13 protein-coding genes are annotated in these 16,741 nt (G+C 32.1%); 1 reads left to right on the top strand and 12 read right to left on the bottom strand.

The window, feature by feature from the left end:
• Positions 1–4: 4 nt before the first annotated feature.
• The gene (locus ACZ098_RS08320; protein ID WP_487311294.1) at positions 5–2,032 is read right to left on the bottom strand and encodes a recombinase; all 2,028 of its coding nucleotides are present in this window, start codon (positions 2,030–2,032) and stop codon (positions 5–7) included.
• Positions 2,033–2,130: 98 nt separating this feature from the next.
• Between ACZ098_RS08320 and ACZ098_RS08315 the strand changes: the two genes are divergently transcribed.
• Entirely contained in the window at positions 2,131–2,598 is a 468-nt protein-coding gene (locus ACZ098_RS08315; RefSeq protein WP_487311527.1) for a CYTH domain-containing protein, read from the top strand.
• Here ACZ098_RS08315 and ACZ098_RS08310 read toward each other — a convergent pair whose 3' ends face one another.
• The 11 genes from ACZ098_RS08310 to ACZ098_RS08260 all read right to left on the bottom strand — a co-directional run bounded on the left by ACZ098_RS08310 (position 2,599) and on the right by ACZ098_RS08260 (position 16,736).
• The gene (locus ACZ098_RS08310; protein ID WP_487311293.1) at positions 2,599–3,111 is read right to left on the bottom strand and encodes a septal ring lytic transglycosylase RlpA family protein; all 513 of its coding nucleotides are present in this window, start codon (positions 3,109–3,111) and stop codon (positions 2,599–2,601) included.
• 113 nt (positions 3,112–3,224) lie between these two features.
• Positions 3,225–3,647 (bottom strand): hypothetical protein, encoded by a 423-nt coding sequence (locus ACZ098_RS08305; protein ID WP_487311292.1) that lies wholly within the window; start codon positions 3,645–3,647, stop codon positions 3,225–3,227.
• A 94-nt stretch (positions 3,648–3,741) separates the two neighbouring features.
• Positions 3,742–7,035, bottom strand: coding sequence for a TonB-dependent receptor (locus ACZ098_RS08300; protein ID WP_487311291.1), 3,294 nt, complete (start codon positions 7,033–7,035; stop codon positions 3,742–3,744).
• Between the two features lie 215 nt (positions 7,036–7,250).
• Positions 7,251–8,894, bottom strand: a complete 1,644-nt coding sequence (pgi, locus tag ACZ098_RS08295; RefSeq protein ID WP_487311290.1) for a glucose-6-phosphate isomerase — start codon at positions 8,892–8,894, stop codon at positions 7,251–7,253.
• 129 nt (positions 8,895–9,023) lie between these two features.
• Positions 9,024–10,250: a peptidoglycan DD-metalloendopeptidase family protein gene (locus tag ACZ098_RS08290; RefSeq protein WP_487311289.1), complete on the bottom strand. Its 1,227-nt coding sequence runs from the start codon at positions 10,248–10,250 to the stop codon at positions 9,024–9,026.
• Between the two features lie 20 nt (positions 10,251–10,270).
• Entirely contained in the window at positions 10,271–11,200 is a 930-nt protein-coding gene (locus tag ACZ098_RS08285; protein WP_487311288.1) for a tryptophan 2,3-dioxygenase family protein, read from the bottom strand.
• Positions 11,200–11,976 (bottom strand): DUF3108 domain-containing protein, encoded by a 777-nt coding sequence (locus tag ACZ098_RS08280; protein WP_487311287.1) that lies wholly within the window; start codon positions 11,974–11,976, stop codon positions 11,200–11,202. The genes ACZ098_RS08285 and ACZ098_RS08280 overlap by 1 nt, the downstream gene beginning before the upstream one ends.
• Before the next feature lie 296 nt (positions 11,977–12,272).
• Entirely contained in the window at positions 12,273–13,433 is a 1,161-nt protein-coding gene (gene hppD / locus ACZ098_RS08275; RefSeq protein ID WP_487311286.1) for a 4-hydroxyphenylpyruvate dioxygenase, read from the bottom strand.
• A 4-nt stretch (positions 13,434–13,437) separates the two neighbouring features.
• On the bottom strand, positions 13,438–13,890 hold the full coding sequence (locus ACZ098_RS08270) for a CCC motif membrane protein (RefSeq protein ID WP_487311285.1): 453 nt from the start codon (positions 13,888–13,890) through the stop codon (positions 13,438–13,440).
• Between the two features lie 23 nt (positions 13,891–13,913).
• Positions 13,914–15,071, bottom strand: coding sequence for a homogentisate 1,2-dioxygenase (locus ACZ098_RS08265; protein WP_487311284.1), 1,158 nt, complete (start codon positions 15,069–15,071; stop codon positions 13,914–13,916).
• A gap of 198 nt (positions 15,072–15,269) precedes the next feature.
• Positions 15,270–16,736, bottom strand: coding sequence for an APC family permease (locus ACZ098_RS08260; protein WP_487311283.1), 1,467 nt, complete (start codon positions 16,734–16,736; stop codon positions 15,270–15,272).
• Positions 16,737–16,741: the final 5 nt, after the last annotated feature.

The following is a 16,741-nucleotide window of genomic DNA, read 5'->3' as shown; positions in this document are numbered from 1 at the left end:
ACAATTACTGCTCTTTTAAAGGAATAAAAAATGATAATGGTTTTTTTATAAAATGCTTCCAGATGGCTTTATTCATAATAAAAAGCTGTTTCACAGGGATATTTCTTGATCTAAAAGCTAGACCTAATGATAACAAAAAACTCACCATAAAATTAATAAATCCGATAATACCAATTCCGAATACCGACCAAAAAATAGTCCAATTAGTTACCAGAAAGTGATTTCCATAAACACCTAAAGCAAAATTTCCGCTAGCAAATGTAATGTGTCTAATGTCTAAATTAAGTCCAAAAAACAGTCCTAACGAAGCGGTACTTCCTAAAAAAATACCGAGCCAAGCATTAGAAACTATGCCAGCCCAATTACTTTCGAACCATTTTGAAATTCTTATAGTTCTCGAAATCCCAAATGTTTTTTTCAATACTGGATGTTCTTGCAACCTGTAATATACTTTGTGATGTTTGTTCTTATTGGATACATTACCCGAAATTATTCCCGACAAAAACAAGAAAAAACCAGCAATGGCAGCATGAAGAATCGATAAAGATAATATTGGATTTAAATCGGTTATAAATTTAGCCGCGCCTAGTTCTGCAAAATTATAATCAAAGAATAAATCTATAGAATAAATTATTCCTAATGAAACTGGAAAAGCCATTAGAATATTTCCAACGAATGCTATGAATTGCGAACGAAACAATCGTGCAAAAAGTTGCGCAAAAGCTTTGTGTTTGTTTTTACTATTTCCTGAAGCATTAGAATCGTTTTCTAAAACCTGAATTATGGTAGATGCCGTCATGGCTGGTTGCTTGGTTGCTAATGTAAATCCGAAAAGATAAATTGCTATAAAACCTAAAGCATAATTTAGACTATAAAGAAACGCATGCCCAAAATTGCTGGTTTCTACTTGTGAAAAAAACATTTTTATAACACATAAAATACCTACAATAAAGCCACCACCAAGTGCTGATTTGAACATTCCAAAATACTCTTTCTTCGATTCTGTAATATAATGTTCGCCTGTCTTGGCTGTATGTTGTGTAATTTCGTATGAAATTAATTGTGTGCTTTGATTTATGAGTTGACTTACATTGTTTTTGATACAATTTAGCTGAACCAATTGCTTGAACAAGTTAATTGAGTTTTCAATTTTACTAAACGAATCATTTACAATTAGGAATGGAAATAGATTTTTCAAGCGGTCTAATTGTTGTCTTATTCGAAGTAAACTTTGATTAACCTTTAATGATATCCCGAATTTAGAACTATTTTTGAATGCTTGCTCGACATAATCTTCGCACTGCTTGTGTAAGACTAAAAGTTGTTTGTAATTAATATCAGCATCGGTTATGTAATGAAAAGAATTCGTTTTTAGCGTACTTTCTATTTGTAATAATTCTTTTTCAAATGCTGCAAATGGACTTTCATACTGTTCGTATTCAGGAACCATTTTAAGCACATCATCTTCCATAGCACGACCGCTCATTCGTTGAGAAATTAAAGTCATCGCCGACATCATTTCTCGCAGCGGACTCAAGTCTTCAACCGACAAATAAATATCATGAAAATTAAGCAATTCGAATAATTCAAAAATCTCATTCTTTGGTATTTTATTGATCCAAACACTGTCGGTATCTTTATAAAACACTTGATTTAAAACATATTCTAGAGTATCTTTTTCGGGTTGATGCGGCAATAACTTTGCAAAAATTCTTTTTTTAATTTCAAATAAAAAATCAGAATCTTGTAAAATGCCAGAATTAGAAAGCATTCTAGTAATTTTTTTCTTTGAAAATACGACCTCCAAATATTCTTTAAAAAAAATTAATTTTGAAGGGTTTTCCTTTAGATATTCGATAAGTAATTGAATAGAAACCGTATCGATTTGCTTTTTTTGTGGACGAAAAAGACCAACCAATTCAATTAAAAAATCAAGTTTTATAATTGATTCCTTTTTTACAACCAAAGCACTTGACTTTCTAAAAAGAAGATCAATCTTAGTTGTTTTTGAAGGCTTTATTCTTTTAATCATTCTTTTTTATATAGGCATTTACAGTATTTGTAAAATTACATTTTTAAAAGGCAAAAAAAAACTTAACTTGCCCAATATTAGAAAAAAATTAGCAAATGATGATTGAAATTGAGCGCAAATACTTGGTAACCTCTTCCGATTTCATAGCGCAAAGTGTATGTAAAAATGAAATAGCACAAGGTTATATTTCCTCACATCCAGAACGAACTGTGCGCGTTAGAATTAAAGGTAATAAAGGTTTTCTAACTATAAAAGGCATCGGTAATGAAACAGGCGCTTCACGATTTGAATGGGAAAAAGAAATTGCAATTGAAGAAGCCAAAGCACTTTTAAAACTATGTGAAAAAGGTGTAATCGAAAAAACACGATATGAAGTACCTTCAGGAAAACATACTGTTGAAATTGATGTTTTTCATGGCGACAATAACGGACTTATTATAGCCGAAATCGAACTAGAACATGAATTTGAAACGATTGTAAAACCCGATTGGTTGGGTAAGGAAGTGACAAACGATGAACGGTATTACAATTCATACATTAGTCAAAACCCTTATATAAACTGGTAATTACTTTTGTAAAACTTCTAACGTTACATTAATATAACCAGCGCCACTACTTGATGCGATAGTGTAAAATGCTTTTCTAGACAAATCGATTTCACGGCCTTTTACAAATGGACCACGATCGGTAACTTCTACAATTACAGATTTACCATTACTTTCATTAGTTACTTTTAAGATAGTACCAAAAGGAAACTTTTTATGCGCGGCAGTTAATTTAGTTTTATCATATTTTCTTCCACTAGCGGTTCGACGACCATGAAACTTATCGTGATAATACGATGCATGTGCTTTTTTCTTGTAAGGTTTAAACTTTCCTTTGTATGCAATTATAGAATCAGAGGCGATTTCTAAAGTTGTCTTTTCTTTTTTCAAAGAATCGTTTTTAGCCTTTTTTAGTTCTTCTTGCTTTGCTTTTTTAGGATCTTCTTGTTTAGGTTTATGTGGATTTATAGTAAAACTAATTAACAAAAATGAAATGCTGCAAAGAAAAAGAAGTATTGAAATATATTTTTTCATTGGGAAACTTTTAAATTAAACATACAAAAATAATGCCTTTATCAAATTTAAGAAATAGAATTACGCTACTTATTCGATAAAAAAAGTCCTTTTCAGGACTTATTATTTTTGTTTTAAACCCATAGCGACCATGGAATTCTTGCTAAGATAAGAAGTAAACCAATTGCATAAAGGAAGGCTAAAGACTTAAATTTAGCTTCGCTTGTAGCTCCTTTTTTATGTTTAGACCAACCAATTGTAATTAAAACAATAGCAATGATATTAATTAAAGGATGTTCTAAAGATGTCAATCGTAAAGCTGCATCTTTCATGTTTCCTAAGCTTGCTTTTCCTAATAGAGAAACGAAATATAAAATTAAACCTACTACCAATTGGATGTGCGTAGCGATTAATGCATAGAGTGCAATTTTTTTATCTTTAGCGGTAAATTCTTTTTTAGATAAATATCCAATAAATGAGTTTACCACGGCAACTAAAAGTAATAAAAGTGCTAAGTAAGCCCAACCTGAATGAAATTTTTGAATAAAATGGTACATAGAAATAAGATTTATTTTAACAAATATATAAAAAGTAAAAACTCTTTCACAATAATTATGAAAGAGTTTTTAAATGTTTAAGCTTTTTATTTGATTAATTAAAAGTATATCTCACGCCAACTTGCATTTGCCATCTTGACGAGTTTAAACCTGAATCATCAATCTGATTTTTAGTTTCACTTACATTTGGATTGAATCTGTAGGTTGGTGTTCCTCCAGCATTTACAGCAACAAAATCTAACAATTGTACTTGATCAAATGTTGCAAAATATCTTTTACCCCAATCTTTGTTTAACATATTTGTAAAATTGAATATATCGGCAGTCAATTCAAATGTATGCTTTCTTTTTCCGCTGTAAAAAGATATTTCCTGTGCAAATTTCATATCGATTACATGACTCCATTTAAGACGATCTCCATTTCTTTCTGCATATTGACCTCTTCTTGTACGAAGGTATTTATCATTAGAAATATAAGAATCAAGCGCTTCCCATTGTTGTTGTGGAGTTAAGTTGGTAACAGGATCATTAACAAGGATTATTTCACCTTGTGATGCAGGTACATAAATCAACGCAGATTCTGAAAATGTGTCTCTTAAAATTCCTCCGTTGTCGTTGTATACATAACTAAATGGTGCGCCTTCAGTTCCTTCATAATAAAAACCTAGTCTAGTTTTTAAGTTTTTATTCCATTTATAAGTTAGAACTCCATTTCCTAAAAGTCTTGTTCCTTGTGAGAAATCTGAAATAGATGGTCCACCAATTTTATTAGAACCATTTACAGTTTCAATATTGTTCCATTGTGAACTATTTTGAGAAGAAGTTGCATCAAACAAAACAGTTGATCTTCCGTAAGCATAAGTTCCTTGAACATTTACATTCAATTTATCTGTAGTAAATAGTTTTGATAATGTTACAGATGTGTTGTATGCTTCACCTTTATCTGTATTAGAAGCTAAATATATTCCTTGATAAACAGGATCCAATCTTGTTGTACTGTATCTTGGTCTATTGTCTGCACCAGTTAAAAATTGTGTTGGTTCAGCTAAGTTTAAATTTTCATAAGTTATAGCTGATAGATTATCATTATAAGTAATATCAGCAGATAAAGTAAATCCTGCAGGCAATCTTTGATCTACAGCTAAACTTGCTTTAAATACTTGAGGTAATCTAAAATCTTGTGAAAAAAGGTCGATATTTCCACCAAATTGTCCTGGAGCTCCTACATTTCCTGGTACTGGTCCAAGAGCTACACCATTATTGTAAAGTTGACTATTTACACTTGGATTTGGATTAAAACTCGGCATTTGTGGATTGGTTGTCCCATTAATATCAATTGCTCCTTGAGTAACTCCATTATTATTATACGTTCCTCCTGGCCAAACTAGAGGTAATCTTGAAGTAAATATACCTACACCACCGCTAATTTGAGTTTTCTTATTACCATTTAAATCGTAATTAAATCCTAATCTTGGTGAAATATGAGCATAGTTATCAATTTTCTTTCCAACTCTTGCTCCTTTTAAATCTTTACCATTTGAACTTAAAATACCAATTGTTCTGTTGTTAAAATCGTCATTTTCTAATCCATTTTCCCAAACTGGAACGTCAACTCTAAATCCGAATGATAATTTAAATTTATCAGTTACTCGCATTTCATCTTGAATATAACCACCTAATTGCATAATATCAAATTCAGCAGCACCAAGAGAACCATCGCCTTCACCTCCTACTAGAGAATATCCTAAACGAAAACGATTAGGCTTTGCATTATTTAAGAAATCTGCTAAACTATTATATCGGTAGTATCCGTAGTTTCTTCCAAAAAATACATTTTTAGAACTTGAAAATTCGTTGTTAGTACCAATTGTGATATTGTGTTTTCCAGAACTAATTTCAAAATTATCTGTAACCGTTAGTGTTTTTTGCTCTAAAAAGTTAGATGTTGAAAATGCTTCAGAACCAAAGAATATAGTACCGCTACCATCACGTATTTCTAATGCTGGAAATGGACTTCCCATAGGATTTCTATCATCTTTTACTGTTGTATACCCAACAACTAAGTTATTAGAAAACTTATTATTAAAACGGCTATTTAATTCTAAACTCGTTGAATTAGTAATAGATGAAAAATCTACACCTCCATTACCAAAGTTGATTGCTCTAGCAGAAGAATTACTTGGAGATATGTTTATTGCTTTTACAAAACTATGACGCAAAGCTAACTTATGCTTCTCGCTTATATTCCAGTCAAGTTTTGCAATTAATTTATCACTACTTAAAGTTTGTACATTGTTACTAAATCCACCAGGATTATAACCATAATTAGTTCCTAAAAACGAAACCAAATTATCTAATTGTTGAGTTGCTAATGCGCCACTGTAAGGATTCCCACCAGCTATACCAATATTTCCTGTGTAATTATCAATATTAAAGGGTTGTGGTGTTTCATTTTCTTGTCTTTCATAGTTGATGAAATAAAACAATTTATCTTTAACTAATGCACCACCAGCTCTAACTCCGTATGTTCTTGCACTAAAATCTGAAAGTCTTTCTCTTGCATTTGACCCAGCTAAATCAGCAGGTGTTTTTCCAGCAATAGATTGATCTCTATTGAAAAAATAGGCCGAACCTTCAAACTCATTAGTACCCGATTTGGTTGTAGCACTAATTGCACCACCTGCAAAACCTGAAATTTTAACGTCAAATGGAGCAACACTTACTTGAAACTGATCAATAGCATCAAGAGAAATTGGACTAACTCCAGTTTGCCCTCCGTTAGTTCCATTAGCGGATAAACCAAAAACATCATTATTTACAGCACCATCAATGTAAATTGCATTGTATCTATTATTTTGACCACCGATAGAAATTACATCGTCACCTCTCAATTGTGCTTGAGGCGTTAATCTAGCAAAATCTGAAATATTTCTTGATAGTGATGGCAAGTTTTGAACTTTTCTCGAATCAATAATAGTTTGAGCTCCTGTTTTTTTGCTGTTAAAAACATTATCTTGTTTTGTTTTTACAACAACTTCCTCTAAAACACTTGCTTCAGAGATTAAAACTACATTGTTGTTACTAGTCTCTCCTAGTGATAAAAAAATGTTTTCCAAAGTTTCGGTTTTATAACCAACATATGAAAGAACCAATTGATAAGGTCCGCCAGTTCTCATATTTGATATTCTAAAATACCCATCTGCATCTGTAGAAGCAGAATACTTTGTACCAGATGGAGTATGGATAGCTAAAACAGATGCTCCAGGTAAAGACGCATCTTTATCTGACACCTTACCTGTCATTGCTGAATTGGTATTACCTTGTGAATAACCAAATGATACTAATAAAAATAGCATACTAAGTGATGCCCATTTCTTAAAATTTTTCATTTTCTTGTTGTGTTAAAATTTTACCGCAAAATTCCAACATTTATCTATTTCTAAAGTTAAGTAAATGTTAACAAAATAAAATATGTTGATTAATTATCAATGAAAACGAAAAACTAATTTAAAAATTCAATAAAATTAAGATTTTTAACAGTAAAAATAAAAAAACCTCAATTTATATCAAAATTGAGGTTTTAATTCCATATTCTCACAAAAAATTATTTTTTTTCGAGAAAATAACGTAATAAAAATTGTGTAGAACTATCGTGATGATTTACAGTTTTGGATTCAATTTCTGATAAAATGGAGTTTGCAAGCTGCTTTCCTAATTCAACTCCCCATTGATCGTAACTAAAAATATTCCAGATTATACCTTGTACAAATATTTTATGTTCGTACATCGCCACAAGTGAACCAAGTGTTTCTGGTGTTAATTGTTGTACCAAAATAGTATTTGTAGGTTTGTTTCCATTAAAAACTTTAAAAGGTTTTAAATAGTCAGATTTTGATTTCTCACTATTTTGCTTATCAAACTCTGCTTGTACTTGCGCTTCAGTTTTACCATTTAATAGAGCTTCTGTTTGTGCGAAAAAATTCGACATTAGTTTGTTATGATGATCCTCATTACCGTAAAGTGGTTTAACAAATCCAATGAAATCGGTAGGAATTAATTTAGTTCCTTGATGAATCAATTGAAAAAATGCATGTTGCGAATTGGTTCCTGGTTCACCCCAAATAATAGTTCCGGTTTGATAATTTACAGGCTTACCATCGCGACCCACACTTTTACCATTGCTCTCCATAATTCCTTGCTGAAGGTAGGGTGCTAATTTTTGTAAATATTGTGTGTAAGGAATGAGCGCTTCACTTTCGGCTCCAAAAAAGTTATTGTACCAAATACTAATTAAAGCCAAAATTACTGGAATGTTTTTTTCAAAAGATGCCGATTTAAAATGTTCATCCATTTGGTTTGCACCTTTTAATAATTTATCAAAATTATCATATCCAACAGCTAAACTAATAGATAATCCAACTGCAGACCATAATGAAAATCGTCCGCCAACCCAATCCCACATTGGAAAAATATTGTTTTCATTTATTCCAAACTCAGTTACTTTTTGAATATTGGTCGATACTGCTACAAAATGGTTTGCCACATCGTCTTGAGAAGCTGATTGTAAAAACCATTTTCTGATAGTTTCAGAATTGGTAAGTGTTTCTTGAGTTGTAAATGTTTTAGATACAATTACAAATAAGGTTGTTTCTGGATTTAGTTTTTTGATTATTTCATTTACATGATCACCATCAATGTTAGAAACAAAATGTAAGTTTAAATGATTTTTATAAAATTGTAGTGCTTCAACAACCATTGCTGGTCCTAAATCTGAACCTCCAATTCCAATATTTACGATATCCGTAAACGCTTTTCCTGTAAACCCTTTTCGTTTACCTGAAATTACTTCATTAGAAAAAACTTCGATATTTTTCTTAACCGATTGAATCTCTGGAATAACATTTTTTCCATCTACCAAAATCGTACTGCTTTCTGATGCTCTCAAAGCGGTGTGTAAAACTGCACGATTTTCGGTTTTATTAATCACTTCACCATCAAAATAGCTTTCTATTGCCTTTTTCAGTCCAACTTCATCGGCAAGTTGAACTAACAATGTGATGGTTTCGTTTGTAATATTATTTTTAGAAAAATCTATTAAAAAGTCATCCCATTGAATATTGAAATTTTTTACTCTATCCTCATCATTTAGAAACATCTCCTTGATAGAGTTGTGCTGCATCAATTTGAAATGGTCCTGAAGTTTAGACCAAGATTTAGTAGTTGAAGGATTTATATTTTGTAATGCCATTTTTTAAATTTTAAACGGCAAAATTAGATAAAAGAATGAACTTTAAACTACCAAAATGTAAATTTTGTCAAACAAAACCAAGCTAAATCGTTATAGTAGATTAAAATTTAAAAGAAAAAAGAAGCACTATTAAAAATTCGGAAACTTAATTTTTGTAACGCTATCTAATTCTCGTTTCAGAGGTTCCATTTGATTTTTAAACTTAGGAAGATTGCGACTTTCCATTGGTTGCGAATTTGGAAGTTTCATTTTAAGTGCATCTACTTGCACACCATTTTTCCAAAAACGATAGCATACATGTGGTCCTGAAGCTAATCCAGTGCTTCCAACCTTTCCAATAATTTGCCCTTGTTTAACACGTTGACCTCTTTTTACAAGAATTTTAGACATGTGTAAATATTGAGTAGAATAAGTTTTATCATGTTTTATTTTTACAAAATTTCCATTTCCAGCGGTATAACCTGCTTGTTCCACAACTCCAGCAGCTGTTGACATAATAGGAGTTCCTGTTGGCGCAGCATAATCGGTACCATTGTGCGGTTTAAATCGCAATTGCACGGGATGAAATCGATTTTTAGAAAATCTTGAAGTAATATTTACAAATTTCAGTGGTGCTTTAAGGAAAAAGTTTTTTAATGCCTTTCCATTCTCATCATAATAATCTGTCTTACTATTTTTTTCTTGAGCAAAAGGAAAAGCATAAATTTTTTCACCTTTATATTCAAAAAAAGCAGCACGAAGACTATCAATTCCATCGTAAATAGTATCGTTGATGTATCGTTCAGTATAACTAATGGCAAATTTATCTCCTTTTTTAGATTTAAAAAAGTCAATTGACCAAGCGTAAACTTTACTTAATCTTCCTGACAATGTAGGATCAACGTTGAGACTTTTTAGGGTTTTTGTAAGTGGTCCAGTTAGTTCACCTGCTACTGTTCGAACCTTAAAAGTTAATGGTCTTGATTTTTTGAAACCAATAATTGAATCGGTCAAGTCAACTAAATAATAATCAATTCTATTGGGCTGGTAAATTAAATATTGAAGTTTATTGTATTTATCTTTTGATCGCAAGGCAACATAAGGTCTTTTAAATCTTACGTTTGTAGAAAAAGAATCTTTTACAACACGTATAATGTCGGCTGCTCTTTTACCATTAAGATTTTGTTTTTTTAATATTCTTTCAAATGTATCTTGACTTTGAATGGTATCATAATGCACATTAAAATCGTCAAATTTAAACCCAAAATCTACAACGGGTTTGTGTGGCTCAACGTCTTCAATAATAAAATCTTCTTCTTCTTGTTTGCAAGAAAAAAATGTAGTCAACACCAATAAAATAATTACTAATTTTCTCAAGATGAGTTTTTTATATTATTTTAATTTTCTTCTCCCCAATTTTTCAATTCTTCTTCGCTCCACAATTCTGGAAAGAAAATACGGCGTTGGTATTTGGGATGCATGTATTTTTTCCAATCGCTACCACCGGTTGCTTCGCCATTACCTTTACCGCTTTCAATGTATTTTTTTGCAGCATTTAGATGTCCCATTACCCAAGTAATATTTACCGTCTTATCGTAATGACGCATTGCTTGAATTAGATCTTTGTTTAGTTGATCTTGTTGTGGTAAGCTTTTAAATTTTTGCCAGATATTGGTTGTATTATACGCTTCCATGTTTCTTAAAAACTCGGCTTTGTACTTGCGCTCAAACTCTAAAATTAAGAAACTCTTCTCTCCAGTTTTATAATCTTTTCCTGCAGCTTGCCAATATAAATGTTCGAAAGCATGTGTATAAGGTGTATTTCTATCAATTGTTGCTCTAAAACGATGATCTATTAAATTTATCAAATCGGTCGAAGCAAATTCAATTAATCGGTATTGGGCACTTTGAAAACCACTTGCTGGGGTTAATGTGTTTCGAAATTTCATGTATTGATCAACTTCCATACCATCGCCCATGATGTCAAAAGAAGTTGTAAGCATATTAAAATAACGACTTATACGCATTAATCTTTCTGTAAAAAATGTAGTCTCGGGTTGTGCACAAGTAGTAACTTGATTGATTTCCCAAAGTATCATTTTAAACAAAAGCTCGTTTACCTGATGGTACATAATAAAAACCATTTCATCGGGCAGAACAGTTCGTTGTGTTTGCAGGCTTAAAAGCGCATCAGTTTGAATATAATCCCAATAAGTGATTGGTTTAGACCACAATAAACCTTCCAAATGAGTTTCGGTTTTTTGGTTTATTGCATCAAATTTTTTTTCTAATTCGGCTAGTATTTGGGACGATATTGTTTCACTCATTACTTTTCAACTTTTACCATAAATGGACTTTTCAAACCTTTAAAAGATTCTAAATCGGCTTTTATAGAACCAACTGCCAAACTGGCTTTTATTCTTACTGGAATTTTATTGTCATCGTTTGAAATCCAAACGGTTAGACTTTCTTCTTCTTTAAAAACTCGTCCCGATTGAACCAATGGTCGAAATATTAAAGCAGATGTAACCCCAAATTTAGTTTTTATATCCTCTTTTCCTAGATATTTTAACTTAAATTTTGTGGTTTCATCGTCAAAAAACATATCTACCGCAATTGCTTCTCCAACTTTTAGCTTGTCAACATTTGGATGATTTCTTAAAAAATAAAATGTTGAAATAATATCTTGAACGTTTTCTGGTACCGAAAAGGTTTTCTCGGTTTTATTTTTATAATCTTTAAGTAAAACTTTATTGGTAGTTTGATTAAAAAATCCTTCTTGATTTTTTTTATATCCACCTTCATCAATTTTTCTGACAAATTGATAAGGCTGACCTGTAGTTTTATCAAAGTAACTTTCGTAATTATCATCGACTTTGAAGAAAAATCGAGACATTCCTGTGGTATATCCTTTGCCAATAGCATGGTATACTTTTTTATTATTTTTAACTGCTTCTTTAACCTCTAGCGTTGCATAACCAGCGTTTATAAGTCCATAATGGATTCTAAACTTAAACCACTCGCCTACTTGAAATGCATTTTCTCTTTGAGAATCGAAACTAACAGTTAAAAATAACAATGCGACTATTATGACTTTTTTCATTTGTTTTTTGAATTGAATTTATAACTGTAATACAATTTCTGTTCCAAATGTATAAAAACAAAAAAACCCAGTCAAATAATGACTGAGTTTTTATGCTATTAACCAACCAAAAAACTATAAATTATGAAAAACTTATATAAAAATCGAAGGAAACCACTCCTTCTCTTTTTTGTTGGTACAAAGATACTATGCTTTGTTGTGTTATTCGCAATAAAAAATTGACTTTAACATTTAATTATCAATAATGATGTTACTACAACGTTGTATTTTACGATATCTTTAAAATTATGTGAAAATTATAGTGTTCCTCTCAAAGCTTGTTCTCTCTCTATTGACTCGAAAAGGGCTTTAAAGTTACCGGCTCCAAAGCCTTTAGCTCCCATTCTTTGAATTATTTCAAAAAATAAAGTTGGTCGATCTTGGACTGGTTTCGTAAAAATTTGTAATAAATAGCCATCTTCATCGGCATCAACCATAATAGCTAATTTTTCGATTTCATTGATGTCTTCTTTCATCATATCCATGTGAACTCCCAAACGTTCTGGGATGGCTTGGTAATAAGTATGTGGAGGCGCAGATAGAAATTCTACTCCACGAGCACGCAATTCAGAAACTGTTTTTATAATATCATCAGTTGCAATAGCAATGTGCTGAATTCCTGGACCACCATAAAAATCTAAATATTCTTCAATTTGCGATTTTTTCTTTCCTTCGGCTGGTTCGTTTATCGGAAATTTAATTCTTCCATTTCCGTTACTCATTACTTTACTCATCAAAGCCGAATATTCGGTATTGATTTGTTTATCATCAAACGAAAGGAAATTTACAAATCCCATAACGTCTTCATAGAATTTTACCCAGGTATTCATTTCGTTCCATCCTACATTTCCAACCATATGATCGATGTATTTCAACCCAGTTGGAGTTGGATTGTAATCGGATTTCCATTCTTTATAACCTGGTAAGAATACACCGTTGTAATTTTTTCGTTCCACAAATATGTGAACCGTTTCGCCATAAGTGTAAATTCCAGAACGAATTACTTCACCAAATTCGTCCTTTTCGACTGTTGGCTCCATAAACGAACGTGCGCCACGCTTCATGGTCTCTTCGTAAGCAGATGTGGCGTCTTCAACCCAAAGTGCTGCAACTTTTACGCCATCTCCATGTTTTTGAAGATGTGCGTGAATTGGTGAATCCTGCGTTAGTGGCGTTGTAAGAACAATTCTAATTTTGTCTTGCTTTAAGACATAACTTGCTTTGTCTTTAACTCCTGTTTCCAATCCTGCGTAAGCTAACGATTGATAACCAAATGCGGTTTTATAATAATGCGCCGATTGTTTTGCGTTACCTACATAAAACTCTACATAGTCTGTTCCTAAAAGCGGAAGGAAATCTTGCGCTCCTTCAAATATTTTTTCTAATCCGTATTCTACTGATTTTACTTCTTTACTCATAATTTTATTTTTTAATTTCATCTACCGTAATAGAATCTGTGTATGTTGTGTCTTTTTCTTGGTACATTCCATCTATTTCTTTATCGATATAAATAGAATCTGTTTGTCTATCATTATTCCTAGCTTCTTCAAATTTTTCTTTAAGTAATGTTGTAAAACTCATTTGATAAAACAACATGAATATTACAATTATAAGTAAGAATATGCCGCTTAATATTGTTCCTATTAAAGAAAGGATTTTTCCGATGTAAACATTTTGCCTACTTTGGTGCGAATAATTTTCAGGATTTTGGTTGTATTCTTTTAAACTATTGGATGCTAAAACCAATCCTATTATACCAAGCGCAAGTGATATTACGGCTAAAAACCCGCAACAACATCCTAGAAACAAAATTACTAAACTGATGATTCCAAGTATTAAAGCTGTTGGATCAGCCGAAAGTTTATTATAATTCATTTTAAAATTTTATTACTTTATTATTATTCCAACCAAGATTTATAATACTTTCCATCGTCTAATCCCATGGCTATTTCTGTCACCATTAGCGGTCTGAATGTATCAACCATTACGGCTAGTTCTTCTGTAATTGTTTTGCCAATACTGCGTTCCATTGCGCCAGGTGCTGGACCATGAGGAATTCCTTTTGGATGCAATGTAATGTGACCAACTTCAATATTATTCCTGCTCATAAAATCGCCATCAACATAATACAAAACCTCATCGGAATCGATGTTGCTATGATTGTAAGGTGCAGGAATTGCTTTCGGATGATAATCGTAAAGTCTTGGACAAAACGAACAAACTACAAAAGTTGACGTTTCAAAAGTTTGATGTACCGGCGGCGGTTGATGTACTCTTCCTGTAATTGGTTCAAAATTGTGAATTGAAAATCCGTAGGGAAAATTATATCCATCCCAACCTACAACATCAAAAGGATGTGTTGCATAAATAAATTCATGCATCATTCCTTCTTTCTTAATTTTTACAAGAAAATCACCTTTTTCATCATGAGTTTCAAGTTCTGAAGGTAATTTAAAATCGCGTTCGCAAAAAGGAGAATGTTCTAAATGTTGCCCAGATTCGTTTTTATATCGTTTTGGAGTATAAAAAGGGGCAAAACTTTCTACATAAAACAATCTGTTTTCTTCGGTTTCAAATTGAATTTGATAAATCATTCCGCGTGGAATAATGAGGTAATCACCATATTCAAAAGAGATGTTACCCATCATGGTTCGCAATTTCCCTTTTCCTTTATGGATGAAAATCATTTCATCGGCATCGGCATTTTTATAAAAATATTCGGTTAACGATTTTCTTGGCGCTGCAAGTCCAATAGTGCAATCTTTGTTTAAAAGAAGTGCTTTTCGACTGTCTAGAAAATCATCTTCTGGTTTTAATTCAAAACCTTTTAACAATAATGATTTTATGTTTTTATCAATAGCAATTTTTGGCTCTACCGAATACGATTTTATAATCTCTTTGACTTGTGTTGGACGGTGAACATGGTATAACAATGATGAATGACCATGAAAACCTTCGGTTCCAAATAATTGTTCGTAATACAATCCGCCATTTGGTTTTTCGAATTGTGTATGTCTTTTTTGAGGAAAGTCTCCTAATTTATGATATAAAGGCATTTCTTTTTGTTTAAAAGTTTAAAGTTTAAAAGTTTAAGTAGCACTTAACTTTACTAACAATCAAAAAGCGATATTCTCATTCAGGATTTCTCTTGATGAGGAATTTGAGGTGTATTAATAATTCGGCCCAGTTTTTTGAAATAATCATATACAAATATCGTAAAAAATAAAAAAAAGCCACTAAAAAGTGGCTTAAATTTATTCTTGATTTTCTTTGCCTAGTTTAGCATTTCGCATTCCGTAAAGGAAATAAACTACAATACCTATTGCTAGCCAGCCTAAGGAAAGTAATTGAGCGTCTTTACTAAGATTTATCATTAGGTAAGTATTAATACATATTCCTGAAATTGCAATAACTGGCAATGCAGGAACTTTAAATGTTCTAACAATGTTGGGTTGCTTTACACGTAAAATCCATACCGCTATACAAACCATAGTAAACGCAAACAATGTTCCGAAACTGGTCATGTCTGCCAATTTATTGATTGGAGTAAAAGCTGCAACTACAGCAATAACACCTCCTAAAATCATTAAATTTGTTTTTGGCGTTCCAGAAAGCGGATTAATTTTAGAGAAAACTTGTGGAATTAATCCGTCTTTCGACATTCCTAAAAATATTCTTGATTGTCCCATAATCATTACCATTAGCACTGATATCAATCCAACAGTAGCTGCGATTGTAATAATATATCCTGCCCAAGCTTGACCAGCAATGTCAAAAGCATAAGCAACTGGCGCTTTAATAGCATCAGGATATTTACCTAGCGGATTAAAATCGGTATAATTCATCATACCTGTTAGCACTAACGATACTAAAATGTATAAAACAGTACATATTAATAAAGATGCAATAATTGCAAATGGCACATCTTTTTTAGGGTTTTTAGCTTCACCAGCTTGTGTTGATACCGCATCAAAACCTACATAAGCAAAAAATATCGCTGCAGCTCCAGAAATAATACCAGTAAAACCGTAGGCATTATGGGTTGTTTCTTTCTCCACAATTTGAGTTGCCTCTGGAATAAATGGAGACCAATTTTGAGTGTCAATAAAAAATAACCCAGCAATAATAACAAAAATAATTGCGGATACCTTTAAAAGTACAATCATATTGTTTGCTTTTGCAGCACTCTGCGTACCTTTCATCAAAATTGAAATTACAAAAATTACAATTAAGAAGGCTGGTAAATTCATCGAAAAACCTTCTCCGGTGTAGCTTGCAGGATCAGTTGTTAAATACTCTGGCAGTTTTATACCAAACATTTTAAGGAGTTTATTAAAATACCCCGACCATGAAACGGCGACCGTCATTGATCCCATGGCGTATTCTAAAATCAAGCCCCAACCAATTATCCAAGCAAATATTTCTCCAATAGTACCATAAGCATAAGCATAAGCCGAACCTTCAACCGGTAATATTGATGCAAATTCAGAATAACATAATGCTGCAAAAACGCATGCAACACCTGCAACAATAAAAGATAACGCTAATGCTGGACCAGCATGATAGTAAGCGCCAGTTCCAGTTAACACAAAAATACCGCCTCCAATAATCGCTCCTACTCCAATTGCAGTAAGGCTCCATTTTCCTAATACTTTTTTTAATTCACTTTTTTTCATGTCTGCTTCAAACGCAGAAACAGGTTTAACTCTCCAAATAGACATAATGT

It is taken from the genome of Flavobacterium sp. SP2 (assembly GCF_057626655.1).
The sequence above is the reverse complement of the archived record's forward strand: the minus strand, read 5'-3'. Positions and strand labels throughout refer to the sequence as shown.

Bases quoted from the DNA above. Each gene is read 5' to 3' on its own strand.
- ACZ098_RS08310 (WP_487311293.1), bottom strand. From the start codon at position 3,111: ATGAAAAAATATATTTCAATACTTCTTTTTCTTTGCAGCATTTCATTT.
- ACZ098_RS08260 (WP_487311283.1), bottom strand. From the start codon at position 16,736: ATGTCTATTTGGAGAGTTAAACCTGTTTCTGCGTTTGAAGCAGACATG.
- ACZ098_RS08270 (WP_487311285.1), bottom strand. From the start codon at position 13,890: ATGAATTATAATAAACTTTCGGCTGATCCAACAGCTTTAATACTTGGA.
- ACZ098_RS08265 (WP_487311284.1), bottom strand. From the start codon at position 15,071: ATGCCTTTATATCATAAATTAGGAGACTTTCCTCAAAAAAGACATACA.
- ACZ098_RS08285 (WP_487311288.1), bottom strand. From the start codon at position 11,200: ATGAGTGAAACAATATCGTCCCAAATACTAGCCGAATTAGAAAAAAAA.
- ACZ098_RS08305 (WP_487311292.1), bottom strand. From the start codon at position 3,647: ATGTACCATTTTATTCAAAAATTTCATTCAGGTTGGGCTTACTTAGCA.
- ACZ098_RS08315 (WP_487311527.1), top strand. From the start codon at position 2,131: ATGATTGAAATTGAGCGCAAATACTTGGTAACCTCTTCCGATTTCATA.
- ACZ098_RS08280 (WP_487311287.1), bottom strand. From the start codon at position 11,976: ATGAAAAAAGTCATAATAGTCGCATTGTTATTTTTAACTGTTAGTTTC.
- pgi (WP_487311290.1), bottom strand. From the start codon at position 8,894: ATGGCATTACAAAATATAAATCCTTCAACTACTAAATCTTGGTCTAAA.
- ACZ098_RS08300 (WP_487311291.1), bottom strand. From the start codon at position 7,035: ATGAAAAATTTTAAGAAATGGGCATCACTTAGTATGCTATTTTTATTA.
- hppD (WP_487311286.1), bottom strand. From the start codon at position 13,433: ATGAGTAAAGAAGTAAAATCAGTAGAATACGGATTAGAAAAAATATTT.
- ACZ098_RS08320 (WP_487311294.1), bottom strand. From the start codon at position 2,032: ATGATTAAAAGAATAAAGCCTTCAAAAACAACTAAGATTGATCTTCTT.